Genomic DNA, 16,497 nt, shown 5'->3' with positions numbered 1-16,497 from the left:
GAAAAACCTATGGTGCTTTCTTTACAAGCATAAGCCTAAGTGAGTGGGAGTGTGGAATATTTGGGGTAAATCATGATTTTATGGAGAGCAGGCTTATTCTCAGCGCCGTAAAGGAATAGTGTACAAGTGTTATGAAACAGGCATATTTTTTTATCGTTTTTTTATTAAGGTTACTGACATTTACTGATGTAAATAATATCAGGAATAGAGACATGTGCTTGGTATCGCCACTTTTTAGTGTTTCACACTTATTTCAGTATGAGCAGGGGATTGCACAACTGATTTAAACCTGAGACAAAGAAGCTCATTACTATAAAAAACTACACAGGACGTATCGAATGTCAGACACAGTATCTATCCCGCCGCAATCCAGACAGGGAAGTGGCATCAAGCAATTAATCAAATCGTTAGGTCCCGGGATCATGATGGCGTCGGCCGCGGTTGGCGGGTCACACTTGGTGGCATCAACCAAAGCCGGGGCCATATACGGCTGGCAACTGGCCGCGATCATTTTGCTGGTAAACCTTTTTAAATACCCATTTTTCAGGGCCGGTATTCAATACACTATGGGAACAGGCAAAAGCCTGGTAGAAGGTTACGACCAATTAGGGCGCGGCTATCTTTGGGTATTTTCTGGGCTTAATCTGCTATCCGGTATTGTGAATACAGCAGCGCTGTTGCTGTTCAGTGCAAGCCTGCTGGGTTATTTTATGCCGGGCAATTTACCTCTGCCGGTTCTTTCTGCCATTGTGCTTGTCGCATGTCTGGCCATATTGATGGCTGGTCACTATAAAGCGCTGGACGGATTGTCAAAAGTCATTATGTCAGTGTTGGTAATTGCGACCATTTCTGCGGTTGTGATAGCTGCAGGTAATGGCAGTGCCGCGCCCGCCGACTATCAGGGACCTTCTGCCTGGACCCTGGCGTCTTTCGGGTTCATTGTCGTGATGATGGGTTGGATGCCGGCGCCGATTGAAATTTCATGCCTGACATCACTCTGGCTGAAAAGTCAGCGTAAAGAGCAAACAGTGACAACGCGTTCGGCACTGTTTGATTTCAACGTAGGCTACATTGGCACGGCAATTCTGGCGGTTGTGTTTCTTTCGTTGGGTGCTTTGGTGTTGTATGGAACGGGAACCGAACTGAAAGCGTCAGGAATCGGGTTCTCTCATCAGTTAGTGAGCATGTATGCGTCGACCATAGGTGAGTGGTCTCGTTACCTGATCGCGGTGATCGCTTTCTTCTGTATTTTTGGCAGTACAATTACCGTTATTGATGGTTATTCGCGCGCACTTGCTGAAGCACAACTGGTTATCCAGAAAAAACCACTGGAGCAAAACAGCTATATTAATGCATGGATGATTGTTGTCAGTGTGTTTGCGATGGCGATCATTTTGTTCTTCACCTCAGCACTGATGCCAATGATGGACTTTGCCATGATCCTGGCCTTCATGACGACACCTGTCTTTGCCTATTTGAACTATCGCTTGGTGTCTACAGCATCATTGCCAGAAGATTTGAAACTGACCAAATCAATGAAACTGCTGTCATGGGCGGGTTTAACTTATCTTTACGGTTTTCTGGCCATCTTTATTTGGTGGAAATGGTTGATGTAAGCCACATTCTTGAAATCAAGTGTCAAAGCCCTCAACCGAGGGCTTTTTCTTTTGTTATGCTTTTAAAACAATATCTTGTGATCTGGATGTAAATAAATATTTCATTGAAGCTTGTCAAATAGAGTATTTGCTCTAATATGAGCAGTCATTCTTGAGGTCATTAAGGATATATGATGAATGTAAGGCCGACTCTGGCTAAACCCATCACCCTGGCGCTGCTGATAAGTTCCGTGTGTTTGCCGGTGAAAGCAGCGACTGTCAGTTTTGACGATGCGTGGCGAATTGTCCGAAACAATAGCGATGAACTGGCGGCAGAAAAGAGCAACGTAGAAAAGGCCGCATACCTGCAAGAGGCGTCTAAAGCACTGTCGTTACCCAGAGTGACTGTGTCCGCCAACTATACCTATCTGGACGGTCCTATCGAGATAGCACCTTCAGATTTGATTGCGAGCACCCCGGCCGGGCGTAGTCAGGCAAACAGTTTAGGTGGTCTGGCCCAACTGATGGGGATGACACCGGGGCAGTTCGATAAAATGTTCACCTCACAACTGACCGACAGAGATATTCTGACCAGTTCCGTTCGCGCTATCTGGCCGGTATTTCTCGGGGGAAGAGTGATGGCGGCGCAGGACATCGCCAAAGGAAAAACCCAGGAAGCCAGATACATGCTTGAGATGAAAGAGCATGCCAAATTTGAAGACCTGTCGACCTATTATTTTGGTGTGGTGTTAGCGCAGCAAGTGCTGGACACGCGTCAGGAAGCGGAACGTGGATTGGAAAAGCATTATAAAAATGCCCTGAAGTTAGAATCGCAAGGACAGATAGCCAAAGTCGAACGTTTACAGGCACAGTCGTCTTTTGATAAAGCCCGCGTTGAGCGCCTTAAAGCCCAGCGCGATCTGGAAATTGCACAAGTTGCCCTGACACGGCTACTTAAATTACAAACCCCCGCATTGCCTTCAACGTCTTTGTTCGTCAATGAAGGACTACCGGCAATGACCACCTTTATAGATAAAACCCTTAATGATTATCCCGGTCTTCATATTCTTGATGCCAAGAAAAAGCAGGCCAATGGCGCGTTAGATGCGGAAAAGGGCAAATACTACCCTGAGGTTTTTCTGTACGGTAATTACAACCTTTATGAAGAAGACACGCTCGCAGCAAAAACAACGCCAGACTGGGCTGTGGGTGTTGGCGTCAGTATACCGCTACTCGACTCTTCAGGCCGTTCAGACAAGGTAAAAGCGGCTCACAGTGCAATGACACAGGTGAATTACCTGCGCGCACAGGCAGAGCAGGATCTGAGCGTGCTGGTGGAGAAAACATACCGGGAAGCTTCGCAGGCACTGGAAGAATATGACGGCTTGGCTTCCAGTATCGCACTGGCCGAGGAAAGTGTGGTGTTACGTGAGAAAGCCTTTAGTCAGGGCCTGTCGACCTCTCTGGATGTCGTCGATGCCGAATTGTATCTGGCAAGTGTAAAAACGCAGCGCCTGGCAGCGGCTTATCACTATGTCACAGCATTGTCCCGACTACTGGCTGTCAGCGGTGATATCAATACCTTCAACCAATATGAAAATTACAATGGACTTAAGGTTAACTGAAATGAGTAAGCTAAAAACTCTTGCCGTCGTATTACCGGCTGTTGTGCTGGTCGCTTGGTTGGGATACCGGTTCTGGAACGCTTATCAGCCGAATGCTGAGCGACTACAGGGCCAGATTGAAGCTCAGCAATACAATATCTCCTCAAAAGTCGCCGGGCGTATCGATCAGGTACTGGTGCGTAAAGGGGATAAAGTCACCGAAGGGCAATTGATCTTTACCTTACTGAGTCCTGAAATTGATGCCAAGCTCGAGCAGGCGAAAGCCAGTCAGCAGGCGGCTGGGGCTCTTGCTGACGAAGCGCAAAATGGCGCACGTGCTCAGGAAGTTGCGGCTGCCAGCGATCAGTGGCAAAAAGCCAAAGCGGCATCGGCACTGGGAGAAAAAACCTACCGACGGATAAACAATCTTTATCGCGACGGCGTTGTCGCAGAGCAAAAAAGGGATGAAGCTTACACGCAATGGCAGGCGGCCCGCTATACAGAGCAAGCGGCTTATCAGATGTTTGAAATGGCCAAAGAAGGGGCGCGGGAAGAAACCAAACGCGCTGCACAGGAAAAAGAGCGTATGGCTGCCGGGGCTGTCGCAGAAGTCGAAGCCTATGCGGCGGATACAAAAATCTCCAGCTGGCATGATGGCGAAGTCAGTCAGATCCTGCTTCATGGTGGCGAATTAGCACCACAAGGGTTTCCGGTGGTCAGTATCATAGATATGGACGATGCCTGGGCGGTGTTTCATGTCCGTGAAGACAGGCTGGCCGATTTTGCCAAGGGCACTCAATTTGAAGCTAAGGTGCCGGCATTGGGGGATCAAGCGATCCCGTTTACTGTGACGCATGTTTCCGTCATGGGGGATTTTGCGACATGGCGGGCAACGGATACCCAGCAAGGATTCGATATGCGCACTTTTGAAGTTGAAGCGCGTCCGTTGCAGCCCGTTGACGGATTGCGTGTCGGTATGAGTGTGTTGGTAGAACGCTGATATGTGGTTAAACACAATGCAGCGAGAGTGGCGGCTCATACGTCAGGAACCCTGGCTGAAGGCGATGCTGTTCTTTTTGCCTTTAAGTCTGTTTGTTCTGATGTGGTGGATATTCTCGCAAGGGATCGCCCGCGATCTGCCCGTCGGTGTGGTCGATCTGGATCACAGCCGTCTGTCCCGCGGATTGATCCAATACTACGATGCCAGCCCGACCTTGTCGGTTGCCCGACAATTGAGCGAGGTGGAAGAAGGCACAGCGTTAATGCGGAACGGTGAGATTTATGCGCTGGTGGTGATTCCTGATTCTCTGGAAAAAGACACATTGCTCGGGCGCTCTCCTTCTGTGACTGTGTTTTATAACGCCCAGTTTATTTTGATTGCCAAGCTGATAAACAGCGCTTTCGTGTCGGCGCAGACAACCTATGCCGCCAGTATAGATACGGTAAGTAATATGGTGTCTGGCACGCCAGTACCGCTACAGGCGCTGGGGCAGGCCTTGCCAGTCCGCAATCAGATAACCCCGTTATTTAACAGTAACTCGCACTATGGGCAGTTTCTGGTCTCGGCGGCTATTCCTGCCATGTGGCAGATATTTATCATTGCCACGACTGTCATGGCACTGGCAGCAGAGCAGCGGCGGCAGGGATTACTGGCCTGGCTGGGGCAACATCCGGTGCAGCAACTCGTCGCCAAGCTTATACCTTATGCGGCGGTGTTTATTCTGCAGGGTGTGTTGTTTCTGTGGGGCATGTATTCGCTGCTGGGCTGGCCAATGCACGGTAGCTGGAGCATTTTGCTGGTGGCGCAGTGTTTGATGGTCATTGCTTGCCAGAGTGTGGCCGTGCTGTTCTTTTTTCTTGCGATGGATGTCACCCGGGCAATGAGTTTTGTGGCCGGGTTTTCAGCACCGGCGTTTGCTTTCATGGGGATTACCTTTCCCGCGACAGACATGCCAGCCATTGCGACAGGCTGGCGGGCGCTGTTGCCTGTCAGTCATTACATTGAAATTCAGGTGCAGCAGGTGAATTACGGTACGGGTTTACAGCAAGCTATGCCTCAGATGATGGCGCTTGCGGTATTTCTGCTGGCAATGGCACTGGCCATGCTGAAAATGCTGGTCTGGCGCAAACGCCAGCTGGAGGGCGGTGTATGAGCTGGCGTCAATTATTTCTGAGTGAATTGAAAGCGGTGTTCACGAACCCTGCGATTATATTCACCGTGTTTGGCGGCGTTTTAATGTATTCGCTTATTTACCCGCTGCCTTATTCAAACCAGCTTCCGCGCGAGCAGCAGATTGCGGTTGTCAACCTGGATAACAGTGCGGTCAGCCGGGCGCTGATCCGCATGGTTGATGCAACACCTCAGGTGGCCGTGACGAAAACAGCCGCCAGTATTGAAGAAGCAAAACACTGGATTCAGGCACAAGAGGTGAAAGGGATGCTAGTGATCCCTGAGCACTTTTACCGGGATCTCCTGCTTGGTACCAGCCCGACAGTCTCTTTCGCCGGTGATGCGGCGCTGTTTCTTGTTTACGGTACTGTTGTTGAAGGGCTGGCGACAGCCACAGGAACGCTCAGCGCTGAAGCAAAAGTGGCCCGTATGATTCTTGAAGGCGAGAACCTGGCGTTAGCTTCCGAAAAGTACGCGTCGCTGAAACTGAATATGCGTCCGGTATTTAACCCGACCATGGGTTATATCAATTACGTTGTTCCTGCCGTGTTCGTACTGATACTCCATCAGACACTGCTGATTGGCTCTGCATTAGTTGGGGCGGCTCAGAATGAAATGCATCGCTCCAGAGTGCCGGGTTACTGGCACGCCTGTTCACCCTGGCGAATGATTTTCACACGTATCTGCTTGTTTACTGTTATCTATCTGCCTCTGACTGCTTACTACTTTGGGCTGAGTTTTGAGTATTACGGTATCAGTCGTCAGGCTGCAATCGGCGATATGCTGATGCTGACACTGCCGTTTCTGATCTCAGTAACAGCGTTAGGCATCGTCATTGGTGAGCTGATCCCCCGTAAAGAACTGGCTACGGTTATCGTGCTGCTCAGCTCACTGCCTTTGGTTTTCTCGGCAGGTTTCGTATGGCCCGTATCCGCACTGCCGGCTCCGGTTTACTGGCTGGCACAATGGGTACCTTCTACGCCGGCGATTAACGGGTTCCTGCGGTTAAATCAGATGGGAGCGAGTTTTAGCCAGATTAGCGCCTGGTGGTTTCAGCTTTGTGGGCTGGCTGTTTTGTATTCGCTGGTTGCTTTAGGCTTGGTATACAGAAATCGCCGCCGTCGAGGACGGCTTTCTCAGGCTTCCGCAACAGTTTGAACCTGATGCATAGAGCGGTATGCACAGATAGGCATTTTCAGATGAATGTGTTAAAACAGCCACATAATTAATGGCTGTATAGGCACAGGGATTGAAAGTGAACCGGTTATTATCCTTTGAAGCATTGATGGTTTTAGATGCGATTGAGCGTCGCGGCAGTTTTGCTGCGGCCTCAGAAGAACTCGGCCGAGCGCCATCTTCCCTGAGCTACCAGGTTCAGAAACTGGAACAGGATCTGGATCTGGTGATCTTCGACCGTTCCGGTCATAAAGCCGCGTTTACCAAAGCTGGCCGGCTGTTGCTGGACCGGGGGCGATTATTATTATCCGCGGCCGATGAAATGGTCTCGGATGCAACAGCGCTGGCACACGGCTGGGAATTAGATCTCACGATTGCCTACGACGGTTTGATTAAGCTCGATCTGATGTTTCCGCTGATTGATGCACTGGCGAAGAAAAGTAAGACCCGCCTGAAGTTTCGTGAAGAAATTCTGGCCGGATGCTGGGAAGCGCTCGCGCAGGACAGAGCCGATATTTTGATTGCTCCGCCGCCAAGTGTCGCGCCACCGGAAGTGAAAATTCAGCCTCTTGGCAAAATGGATATCGTCTGGGTTGCTCACCCGGATCACCCTATTCATCAACATGATAACCCGCTTGATCCTGTTATTCGTCAGCAATACCGAGGCATAGCGGTTGCAGATACCGCACGGAATCTGCCGCCGATCACACACAATATTCTTGAAGAGCAGCCATTACTCACAGTGTCCAGCATGAATGACAAGTTGAATGCGTTACGTGCCGGCCTTGGTGTCGCGACAATCCCCAGTTTTTTCATTCAGGATGATTTAGCAACGGGAAAGCTGGCCATGGTGGGGGATAATCCTGTCAGGGAGTTTGAACTGGTCCTGGCCTGGAATCGCAGCCGCATGGGTAAGGCAAAAACCTGGGCGATCAAACAGCTTGAACAGTTATGGAAAAAGCACCTGAACTGACGCACGTTGTGTCCTCGTTATTCGACCCGCTCGTTAACTCAATAAGCCATGAAAAAGCAGGCTGACCTTTGGTTTATGGTCAGCCTTTTTATTGTCACCTCGAAACCAGCGCCTATCGAGGCGATGATTATTTAACCGCGCTCAGGCTGGTTGTCGTCTTGCAACACCAACAGAAGCTCCGCCGTTTTATCTTCAAAATGAATCTCTACCTGAAAGCCGCTTTTTCTGGCAAGTGACAACATTCCCTGGTTATTGGGCATGGTTATCCCGGTCAACCGCTGTAAACCCCGCTGCTTACAATATTGAATTATGGTATTGAGCAAGATACTCCCCAGCCCTTGCCCTTTGAGATCAGAGCGAACCAAGACCGCAAACTCTGCTTCTTCGTTGTTGGGATCAGAAACCGCACGGCTGACACCAATAATGTCGGTTTCGGTGTGTGAATCAGGCGCAAGCTGCACCGCAATAAAGGCCATCTCACGGTCGTAATCAATCTGAGTGAGATTCGCCAGGGCTTCGTGATTGAATTCACCGACTTCGGAGAAAAAACGGCTGTACAGGTCATCATGTGAAACCTGCGCAATGAAGGCTTTATGGCCGGGTTCATCTTCCGGGCGAATCGGACGAAGTAATATCGGCGAGCCGTCTTTCAGCGAGGTGTAAATTTCCAGCTCTTTCGGGTAAGGCCGAATGGCCAGCCTTCGTTGTGTATCGCCATCAAAGGGGTGAATGGTCATGGAAGCATCGATCACTGTCATGTCTTTACCCGCTGCCAGCAAGGGGTGTATATCCAGTTCAATGATCTCCGGGCAATCAATGATCAGCTGCGACAGCTTAACCAGTAATTTGCAAAGTGCAGGGATATCCAGCCGATCCGGCAAGCTGCGCTGCTTAATTTTTCCTGTCTTCAGGGCATTGATGACAAGGTATCGCGCCAGCGCCATATTGAGCGGCGGAATAGCGACGGCAGCATCACGATGGATATCCCACTCTGCGGCTTCATCACCAACAAGAATAACAGGCCCGAACACGGGATCGGTGTGAACAGCAATGCGTAATTCCTGTGCACCGGAACGGTTGGCCATGCGCTGCACCAGCAAGCCGTCAATGCGGGCTTTCGGAAAATTGTAGGAAACACGATCCAGAATCGCCTGGGAGGCATTGGCAACTTCGGCTGCCGTTCGCAGATGCAACATGACACCATGCACTTCTGATTTATGGCGGATATCAGGAGAGCGCAATTTGACGGCAACCGGATAGCCAATCTGCTCGGCAATATGCGCGGCTTCAGCGGGATCAGACGCAATCCAGGTCGGGAGAGTATGAAAACCATAGCTTTCCAGCACCGGGCGTACTTCATGTGTTTCCAGATGATGGATTTTCTGATCGAGTAACTGATCCAATAATTGATGCACCAACCCAGGGTTGCTCTGGGTCTCACCGAAAGAGGACGGGGTTTCCATCAGCTGTTTCTGATTGCGACGGTACTCGACCAGGTGCATGAAGGCAGTGACAGCACTTTCCGGTGTACGATAAGCCGGAAAGCCGGACTGTGTGAAAACTTGTCTGGCTTTTAATGCCTGATTCTCTCCGGCCCAGTTACTGAGGATGTTGAAATGCAGGGTGCGGGGGTGCTGCTGAAGCACCTTGACCATGTGCTCTGCGGTCTCTTTGCTCGGTGCAATGGCAGAAGGAGAGTGCATAATGAGCAGGGCATCGAAATCGTCGCTGTCTAACAGAATCTTGGTGGCCGCTTCATAACGGGCGATATCGGCATCCCCGACGATATCAATCGGGTTAGATTGAGACCAGCTGGCCGGTAATACAGCAGAAAGTTTAGCGATAGTCTCCTGGCTCAGTGTCGCGAGTTTCCCGCCTCGTTCACTGAGGGCATCGACGGCCATAATCGCAGGCCCGCCACCATTGGTCAGAATCGCCAAACGTTCGCCCCGCAAAGGCACAGCGTGAGCCAGCGTTTCCACCGCTGCAAACAGATCATGGGTGTTGTGCACCCGCAGCATCCCCGATCGTTTGATGGCGGCATCATAGACGGCATCCAGGCCGATTTCTCCTCCGGTGTGAAGGTGAGCAGCGGCGCTGCCAATTTTCGTCCGGCCACTTTTCAGCACCAGTATGCGCCGGGTTCGTGCTGCTGCTCGTGCGGCAGACATGAAGCGCCGGGCATCACGTATTGAGTCGATATACAGCAAGATAGCCTGTGTTTTGCTGTCACGACACAAGGTATCTAACAGTTCAGCAAAACCAATATCGCAGGTATCGCCCAGCGAGATAAAGGTCGAAAAGCCAATATTCTTATTCTTGGCCCAGTCCAGAATGGTGGTACAGACCGCCGCAGACTGTGAAATGAAGGCAATATTACCTTTGTTGGCGGAAACCGGTGAGAAAGACGCATTAAGATTATGCCAGGGTAAGATCATCCCCATGCTGTTTGGGCCGATCAGCCGCATCCCGTACTGTCTGGCGGTTTCATGCATGCGCACATCTTCTGTGACACCGTCACTATCGGGTTCTACGTTCATTCCTGCCGCTAACACTATGGCCAGTTTGACGCCTTTACGGCCTAACTGATCGATAATACTGACGTTTCTGTCACCATTGGTGCATAAAACGGCCAGGTCAGGTACGCGAGGCAGGCTATCGATGTCTGGATAGGCTAACACTCCTGCAACTGCGTCATACTTGGGGGTCACTGGCATGATGGGCCCATGAAAGTTACCAGACAGCAGGTTTTTGATAACCACATAACCGGCACGCTTGGGGTTATCCGATGCGCCGATAATGGCGACAGAACGTGGCTTCAGTAGTGACTCGAGTCCTTTCATGGCATTTTCTCTCAGTATTTCGTAAAGAATTAACACTCAGCGACAGACAATCATTTTTCTCGCTTGGTTGCATGATGGGGTAGCTTTTCATTCACTGCTGTGAGTGTAATGGAACCCATTCGACATTGTTTGAAAAAGAAGAAGGTGCCGTGCTTCATTCTTAGTATTTTTATATTGCACAATTTCATTAAAAACTGGAATTTACATAAAAAATCAATCTATTATTGATATAACTTTGAACCTGTGACGTAACGCCAATTCTATCGCATACAGAGTGATGCAAGCTTGATTGGCATCAGGTCGGGGTGCAGAATCTTTTTAAAGACAAATTTGATCAGGCACGATGATAATGAAAAAAATTGCCTTAATGGTTGCAATTACATCAGCTTTAGCAGGCTGTGCGCTAGATAATGAACGTCAGACAATGAATGGCACTGTGGTTCCAACATTGGATGAGCAGGAACAAGCGGCAATGGCCGTAGAGCAGGGCGCAACGGCTGAGCCGATGGCGGTTGAACAGTTGGATGAACCTATTCCTCCTCTGAACCCTGTTGATATAGCAATCACAGATGAAGTAGTACCCCTTGATCAGGAGATTGCTCCCGTAGACGCACCAGCAGCTCCTCAAGAAAAATCCGTGGCTGCAATCGCAGAGCCTGAGCCAATGACTGACTCCGTCGTGGCAGCTTCGAAGATCAATGAGTCACAAACGGCAAAAGTCAGCTATGAATATGTGACGGAACCTGTATCGGGTTTCACTGTTCAGGTGCTGGGTGTCAGTAAAAACAGTGGTTTTGCTTCATACATTGCCAAGTTGCCAGGGCAGCAACCTGTGTGGGTGAATCAGAAAACCTTTCACGAAAAGCCTTGGTACACGTTACTTTACGGACACTTTGATACCGTTCAGCAAGCCCAGGCTGCCATCAAAGATTTACCTGCAGAAATCCGTTCATTCGGTCCCTTTGTTCGTAGTCTGGCCAAGATTCATCAGTCACCTGAGCCTAAGCTGACCAAGATAAACTAATACACCCGATAAGCTCTTCCCTGGAAGAGCTTATTTTTTGCATCGTTGACCGCTTTCGCGGCAGGGAATCAGGCCAATAGCTTGATGCCTGGTAGATAAGATGCAATAGTTGATGCCCTGAAGGCTGCCGGGGGCGCTTCGTAATATCATCACTTAGAACAGATGAAACCCGGTGGTACAAACAAATTTCGGCCTGCCATGATCGGCAGGTGACGTTTTACAAGGGATCAAGATGAATCCAATTCACGTTTTACTTCTTTGTGGCGGTGGCAGCGCAGAACACGAAGTGTCTTTGGTTTCTGCCAATTTCATAGAACAAAACCTGCAGGCAATTGATGGCATTCGCTATATCCGTATCGAAATGCAAAAAGACGGCTGGTTTGACAGTGAAGGCCAGCGCTGGCAGTTGAACCTGGATCGCAGTATCCAGTCTGAATCAGGCGAGAAGCTACCCGTTGATTACGTTATTCCGTGTGTCCACGGCTACCCCGGCGAAACAGGTGATTTGCAATCTTTACTTGAAATAGCTGCTGTCCCTTATTTCGGTTGTGGCCCTCAGGCCAGCACGAATTGTTTCAACAAGATCACGACCAAATTGTGGTTTGATGCACTGGGCATTCCTAATACACCTTATGTGTTTCTGAGCGAGCAGGACGAAGAGTCGTTACGTACTGCCAAAGATGCATTAGCCCGTTGGGGAAGTGTTTTTGTCAAAGCGGCCTGCCAGGGATCATCCGTGGGCTGTTATAAAGCGACTGACCAGGAAAGCCTGATCGAATCACTGAACAAGGCGTTTACCTTTTCAGAACAGGTTTTGGTTGAGAAAGCCATCAAGCCCAGAGAGTTAGAAGTGGCTGCTTATCAGTATGGCGATGAATTGATTGTCACCAAGCCAGGGGAAGTGACCTGCCCGGACGGTAAATTCTACACTTACGAAGAAAAATACAGCACAGAAAGCCATTCGACCACCACTGTCGAAGCGTCAGGTCTCACAGAAGAGCAGATTGAAGCCATTCGCAGTTATGCCAGAAAAGCGTTTGTCCATATGAAGTTAAAAGATCTGTCACGAATTGATTTCTTCCTGAGTGAAGAAGGTGACATTCTTCTTAATGAAATTAATACTTTCCCTGGTATGACGCCGATATCCATGTTTCCTCAGATGCTGGCTCACCATGGACACAGTTTTACGGACTATCTTGAGAAAGCTATCAAAAGTGCGGTGCATCCATCCAGCCAGTGATTTTACAGTTATAAAAACGCCAGCCTGACTGGCGTTTTTTTCATTGGCTGCAATACTGACGATGAGACTGAAAAAGAACCCTATGCTGACGAACAAACAGAAAGCTGCGCGTTTTAAAGCTATGCAGAACAAGAACTACAGAGCCAGTTTAAAACTGGAGGGCTTTGAATTAGACGGGGCGCCCGGTACAGAACCATCAAGCGAACCCTCAGTGTCTGAATATGAACAAATCGCTCGGTTAAAGAAGCATTATGCGAGATAAATACGGTGTTCAGCAGGATCCTGATTGCTACCCCGGTTCGGCTGTTCTCATCAACTTACTGAATATCAATGATGAAGATAAACTCGCTCTGGCTGAGCGGGATTTCACCCGGGTTCGGGCAGAGCATTTTGTACCTGAGTTTGACCGATTTAATTTAGCCTATCTGAGACAAATACATTTCACTCTGTTTCAGGACTTATACCCCTGGGCCGGTGATATACGACGTGTTGATATCACCAAAGGCCAGAGTCGTTTTTGTCATGCCAGGAATATTGAAAGAGAAGCGACACGCCTTTTTGCTTCACTGGCTGATGAATCACATCTCTGCGGGCTGGACTTTGATCATTTTATCCGCCGTATTGCCCATTATTACTGTGAATTGAATGTCATACACCCGTTCAGGGAAGGGAATGGGCGCGTTCAACGTATTTTCTTTGAAATTCTGGCCCTCAATGCCGGATACGAAATATGTTGGGAAGGCATTAACCTCAAAGAGTGGGTCGAAGCGAATCAGGCGGGTTATTTTGGCATTATGGCTCCTTTGGAAGGCTTGTTCGAACGAATCACTCAACCTGTCCATGCTGTCGTTCAACCTCAGTGGGCATCCGGTCCGGGCGCTTAAATCGACACTACTTTTCCCAATCTTTTTTCTTCACGTACTTTGCAATTTCCGTATCGTGTTTATCTTTATGGCCTACATACTGTGCCGGCATCGCAGGGCTCTTCCAGCGGCCCTGGGATTGGATGTCCGGAATGGATACGCCAGCATCGGATAAATCTTTGGCGGCGCCTACTCTGGGCGACTGGCCTGAAAAAATATTGTCCTGACTGAGCCCGAGCTCTTCACCGGCACGGCGAAACACCCGGTAGATGGATGAGTGGTCAAGCGGTTGCTCGCCAATATTGCCATGACGGTCAATTCTTCGAAAGACAACACCTGATTCAATCATGCCTACCGTTAGCCAACGTTGCATACTACGAGATGCAATGGGACTCAATGCAATAGTGTGATCCTGGATATGCAGACTGATAAGTCCAGACGCGTCAATCGAGATATTTTCAATGGTCAGTGCTGCCAGTTCACTCCGCTTTAGCATTGCTTCAAACATGACAGCCCAAATCGCCAGATCACGAATGTCTTTGGGTTTGGTAGAGAGTGAGAAAACATCAACCAGCTGTTGCAAGTGATCATCTCTGAAGGCGTTCGCGTTTTTATAGTCGTCTTTTTTTTCTACACAATATTTATTCAGTACCAGCCTGACTTCAGTATGACGGCAAGGATCGGGGAGGGCATGACAGCGGTGAACCAGCCCGATTGTGACAATGTAACGCTTAAGACTTGCCAGCTTGCGTTTCTTGGCCATCGTATCAATAAAGTTATGTACCGTTTTCACCGTTGCCGGCAAAGGAATGGCGTGTTTGTCCAAGCAGTATTGAATGAAGTTATTCCAGTCATTTTTGAAAGCAAGCAATGTGTTTGGTGAATACTGCTTATGCGTTAAAACTTCCCAGATTTCAATATCTTCTATAGGGAGTGTGAAGACCTTGATACTGTCTTTTTTCTTATTTTCATCAGCAATGGGAGGAATTTTCTTCATTTAATGCACTATAACTTATTTGTTGATAATGAATACTATATACTAAGCCGCCTCATAAACAAGACGGCATGTAACAAACATTAAATAGTTAGCCAAAACGGAAGGTTAGTCGTCCTCATCTGACTTTTCTACATCAACCAAGTAGTCGCCCATCAGCCAGTTCCTGCCGAGCAACAGCTTGTATTCCAGCTTACTCCTGTTTCGCAAGTTTACAGTGACTTGTTTATGTTCACCGTTCCAGCTTAAATCCATTTTTACTGCATAACGGCGTTCAACACCTTGAGCATTACGAATTTTACTGACTTTAACTATTTTTGCTTTGTGGGTGGTTGTTTCACCTTTTTCATTTTTTGTCTTGAATTCCACCATATTGCCTAGATTTTCACGCATATCCTCGCTTTTATCGCCTAATATACGGATATCGTAAGCATTGATCGAAGACGTGTTCGCGCCAGTATCAATTCGGGCTTTATATTCGAGTTCCAAATCCTGGACGTTGATAGTTTCAACTTGACCTACAATGGATTTTTTTTCGAGAGGTCGACTGTCAGCCAAGGAAGAGGGGCTGTTAAGTGCAAATACAACTAACATTAACGGAATCAATGCTTTTTTCACGGAACCTCCAAGAAAAGTGCCAATAGTAAATATGATTACTATAAACATAAGTCAGGTCTGTTTGTTCAGCTTAAAGTTAAAGGTCTGATGAGGTAAGCTTAGGTTCAGCTAATCGACCTTTAGTCTCAATGCTGAGCGAATCTGTTGATAACAAGCAGGTGTCGGTGAAAAACGAATGGCCGTTATGCCCAGCTTTCTGGCCGCGAGTACATTGTCTTCATTGTCATCAATAAAATACGTATCTTCTGGACTAAGCGCGTACTTTAACATAAGTGATTGGAATATTTCAGGTTCTGGCTTCATCAATAGCTCTTTAGCAGAAACCAGACCACCATTGAATAATGAAATGAAATCATGTTTATCATAGAGCGTATCGAAAAAGGCGCTACTCATGTTCGTGAGATAGTACAAGTTAAAATCCTGTTCCAGTAAGTCTTCAAGTAAGTTTTTCGACGCATCGATGACAGTCAGACTGTTTTGAATGTGATCGATGAAATCTTCCATTCTTGCCTCTGGAAAACCGGTACGAGCAGCAAATTTGGGGATAACTTCGGCCATCAGCATAGTACCGCGATCCAAAGCCAACCAGTCAGGGTGCTGAAGTACATGTGTCAGCAGCATGTCTTGCTCGTAAGTAGACTGAGTGAAAGTAGAGACGATTTTGTGCGGGTTCCAATCAAACAGCACAGCACCAAAGTCAAAAACTACGTTATGAATCATATGCGTTTCCGTTAGAGGCCTATTTATTGATAATATTCGGGCTTAGCCTGGTCGCAAGCCTCTATATTCAACCTGATGGCCAGGTCACACTTTTAAAGCAGTTATTGGGGTCGATTTCATGAGTGATAACAGCCGATTAGTCTATTCAACAGATGCAGGCAGAATTAAAGAAGAGAAAACAGTCCCGGAACGTCTGAAAGGCGATGGCGTGGTACGAATTCAGCGCCAGACAAAAGGCCGTAAAGGAAAGGGAGTCTGTATTGTCACCGGGTTGGATCTGAATGATGCTGAGCTCAAGCTTTTGGCCGCTGAGTTGAAAAAAGTCTGCGGTTGCGGCGGTTCTGTAAAAGATGGAACCATAGAAATTCAGGGCGATAAGCGCGATCTCATCAAAAGCACACTTGAGAAAAAGGGACACACGGTAAAACTAGCCGGTGGCTGAGAGACTAACATCAGTCTGGCAATCCTGGTTTCGGCAGCCAACCAGGCTCTAATCAGCGCAATCTGGCAAGGGAATGCCAACGTTGCCACAACGTATACATGCCAACAAGATTGCCTACGCACTTTAAGGAACCCGACGAACACATTGGCGTTCGTCGAGCTTAGGTAATTCCACCTGACATTGAAGAACCAGGCAAACTGACATTTGCAGCAGGACTTAAATATAAGTGTGAATT

The 16,497-nt window shown here is 48.4% G+C and carries 15 protein-coding genes; 11 read left to right on the top strand and 4 right to left on the bottom strand.

What is annotated here, in order from left to right:
- Nucleotides 1-338: 338 nt before the first annotated feature.
- The 6 genes from P0Y67_RS07305 to P0Y67_RS07280 all read left to right on the top strand — a co-directional run bounded on the left by P0Y67_RS07305 (nt 339) and on the right by P0Y67_RS07280 (nt 7,518).
- The gene (locus P0Y67_RS07305; RefSeq protein ID WP_342391354.1) at nt 339-1,616 is read left to right on the top strand and encodes an NRAMP family divalent metal transporter; all 1,278 of its coding nucleotides are present in this window, start codon (nt 339-341) and stop codon (nt 1,614-1,616) included.
- 173 nt (nt 1,617-1,789) lie between these two features.
- On the top strand, nt 1,790-3,220 hold the full coding sequence (locus P0Y67_RS07300) for a TolC family protein (RefSeq protein WP_342391353.1): 1,431 nt from the start codon (nt 1,790-1,792) through the stop codon (nt 3,218-3,220).
- Nucleotide 3,221: 1 nt separating this feature from the next.
- Nucleotides 3,222-4,199, top strand: a complete 978-nt coding sequence (locus P0Y67_RS07295; RefSeq protein WP_342391351.1) for an HlyD family secretion protein — start codon at nt 3,222-3,224, stop codon at nt 4,197-4,199.
- Nucleotide 4,200: 1 nt separating this feature from the next.
- A complete protein-coding gene (locus P0Y67_RS07290) occupies nt 4,201-5,352 on the top strand; it encodes an ABC transporter permease (protein WP_342391350.1) in 1,152 nt (383 codons plus the stop codon).
- Nucleotides 5,349-6,527, top strand: coding sequence for an ABC transporter permease (locus tag P0Y67_RS07285; RefSeq protein ID WP_342391349.1), 1,179 nt, complete (start codon nt 5,349-5,351; stop codon nt 6,525-6,527). The genes P0Y67_RS07290 and P0Y67_RS07285 overlap by 4 nt, the downstream gene beginning before the upstream one ends.
- 97 nt (nt 6,528-6,624) lie before the next feature.
- Entirely contained in the window at nt 6,625-7,518 is an 894-nt protein-coding gene (locus P0Y67_RS07280; RefSeq protein ID WP_342391348.1) for a LysR family transcriptional regulator, read from the top strand.
- A 131-nt stretch (nt 7,519-7,649) separates the two neighbouring features.
- Here the strand turns inward: P0Y67_RS07280 and P0Y67_RS07275 are convergent, their stop codons facing one another.
- Nucleotides 7,650-10,361, bottom strand: a complete 2,712-nt coding sequence (locus P0Y67_RS07275; protein ID WP_342391346.1) for a bifunctional acetate--CoA ligase family protein/GNAT family N-acetyltransferase — start codon at nt 10,359-10,361, stop codon at nt 7,650-7,652.
- 349 nt (nt 10,362-10,710) lie between these two features.
- Between P0Y67_RS07275 and P0Y67_RS07270 the strand changes: the two genes are divergently transcribed.
- The 4 genes from P0Y67_RS07270 to P0Y67_RS07260 all read left to right on the top strand — a co-directional run bounded on the left by P0Y67_RS07270 (nt 10,711) and on the right by P0Y67_RS07260 (nt 13,509).
- Entirely contained in the window at nt 10,711-11,385 is a 675-nt protein-coding gene (locus P0Y67_RS07270) for an SPOR domain-containing protein (protein WP_342391345.1), read from the top strand.
- 232 nt (nt 11,386-11,617) lie between these two features.
- A complete protein-coding gene (locus tag P0Y67_RS07265) occupies nt 11,618-12,625 on the top strand; it encodes a D-alanine--D-alanine ligase (protein ID WP_342391344.1) in 1,008 nt (335 codons plus the stop codon).
- Between the two features lie 61 nt (nt 12,626-12,686).
- A complete protein-coding gene (locus P0Y67_RS23005; RefSeq protein WP_446728810.1) occupies nt 12,687-12,887 on the top strand; it encodes a YhfG family protein in 201 nt (66 codons plus the stop codon).
- Nucleotides 12,877-13,509: a putative adenosine monophosphate-protein transferase Fic gene (locus tag P0Y67_RS07260; protein ID WP_342391343.1), complete on the top strand. Its 633-nt coding sequence runs from the start codon at nt 12,877-12,879 to the stop codon at nt 13,507-13,509. Before P0Y67_RS23005 ends, P0Y67_RS07260 begins: the two co-directional genes overlap by 11 nt.
- Nucleotides 13,510-13,516: 7 nt before the next feature.
- Here P0Y67_RS07260 and P0Y67_RS07255 read toward each other — a convergent pair whose 3' ends face one another.
- From P0Y67_RS07255 to P0Y67_RS07245, 3 genes are all read right to left on the bottom strand, one after another.
- A complete protein-coding gene (locus tag P0Y67_RS07255; protein ID WP_342391342.1) occupies nt 13,517-14,485 on the bottom strand; it encodes a tyrosine-type recombinase/integrase in 969 nt (322 codons plus the stop codon).
- 105 nt (nt 14,486-14,590) lie between these two features.
- A complete protein-coding gene (locus P0Y67_RS07250) occupies nt 14,591-15,100 on the bottom strand; it encodes an ATP-dependent zinc protease family protein (RefSeq protein WP_342391341.1) in 510 nt (169 codons plus the stop codon).
- Between the two features lie 108 nt (nt 15,101-15,208).
- The gene (locus tag P0Y67_RS07245) at nt 15,209-15,820 is read right to left on the bottom strand and encodes an HAD family hydrolase (RefSeq protein WP_342391340.1); all 612 of its coding nucleotides are present in this window, start codon (nt 15,818-15,820) and stop codon (nt 15,209-15,211) included.
- A 118-nt stretch (nt 15,821-15,938) separates the two neighbouring features.
- On the opposite strand from P0Y67_RS07245, the gene yciH reads away from it, so the two are divergent.
- Nucleotides 15,939-16,262 carry a stress response translation initiation inhibitor YciH gene (gene yciH / locus P0Y67_RS07240; RefSeq protein WP_342391339.1) on the top strand — a complete coding sequence of 108 codons (324 nt, stop codon included), beginning with the start codon at nt 15,939-15,941 and terminating at the stop codon, nt 16,260-16,262.
- The last annotated feature ends 235 nt before the right edge of the window (nt 16,263-16,497 follow it).

This window comes from Photobacterium sp. SP02, assembly GCF_038519165.1.
Classification (GTDB): Bacteria; Pseudomonadota; Gammaproteobacteria; order Enterobacterales; family Vibrionaceae; genus Photobacterium; species Photobacterium halotolerans.
The sequence above is the reverse complement of the archived record's forward strand: the minus strand, read 5'-3'. Positions and strand labels throughout refer to the sequence as shown.

What these genes read in the sequence shown, in the direction of transcription:
- P0Y67_RS07305 (WP_342391354.1), top strand. Translation starts at nt 339, where the DNA reads ATGTCAGACACAGTATCTATCCCGCCGCAATCCAGACAGGGAAGTGGC.
- P0Y67_RS07300 (WP_342391353.1), top strand. Translation starts at nt 1,790, where the DNA reads ATGAATGTAAGGCCGACTCTGGCTAAACCCATCACCCTGGCGCTGCTG.
- P0Y67_RS07295 (WP_342391351.1), top strand. Translation starts at nt 3,222, where the DNA reads ATGAGTAAGCTAAAAACTCTTGCCGTCGTATTACCGGCTGTTGTGCTG.
- P0Y67_RS07290 (WP_342391350.1), top strand. Translation starts at nt 4,201, where the DNA reads ATGTGGTTAAACACAATGCAGCGAGAGTGGCGGCTCATACGTCAGGAA.
- P0Y67_RS07285 (WP_342391349.1), top strand. Translation starts at nt 5,349, where the DNA reads ATGAGCTGGCGTCAATTATTTCTGAGTGAATTGAAAGCGGTGTTCACG.
- P0Y67_RS07275 (WP_342391346.1), bottom strand. Translation starts at nt 10,361, where the DNA reads ATGAAAGGACTCGAGTCACTACTGAAGCCACGTTCTGTCGCCATTATC.
- P0Y67_RS07270 (WP_342391345.1), top strand. Translation starts at nt 10,711, where the DNA reads ATGAAAAAAATTGCCTTAATGGTTGCAATTACATCAGCTTTAGCAGGC.
- P0Y67_RS07265 (WP_342391344.1), top strand. Translation starts at nt 11,618, where the DNA reads ATGAATCCAATTCACGTTTTACTTCTTTGTGGCGGTGGCAGCGCAGAA.
- P0Y67_RS23005 (WP_446728810.1), top strand. Translation starts at nt 12,687, where the DNA reads ATGAGACTGAAAAAGAACCCTATGCTGACGAACAAACAGAAAGCTGCG.
- P0Y67_RS07260 (WP_342391343.1), top strand. Translation starts at nt 12,877, where the DNA reads ATGCGAGATAAATACGGTGTTCAGCAGGATCCTGATTGCTACCCCGGT.
- P0Y67_RS07255 (WP_342391342.1), bottom strand. Translation starts at nt 14,485, where the DNA reads ATGAAGAAAATTCCTCCCATTGCTGATGAAAATAAGAAAAAAGACAGT.
- P0Y67_RS07245 (WP_342391340.1), bottom strand. Translation starts at nt 15,820, where the DNA reads ATGATTCATAACGTAGTTTTTGACTTTGGTGCTGTGCTGTTTGATTGG.
- yciH (WP_342391339.1), top strand. Translation starts at nt 15,939, where the DNA reads ATGAGTGATAACAGCCGATTAGTCTATTCAACAGATGCAGGCAGAATT.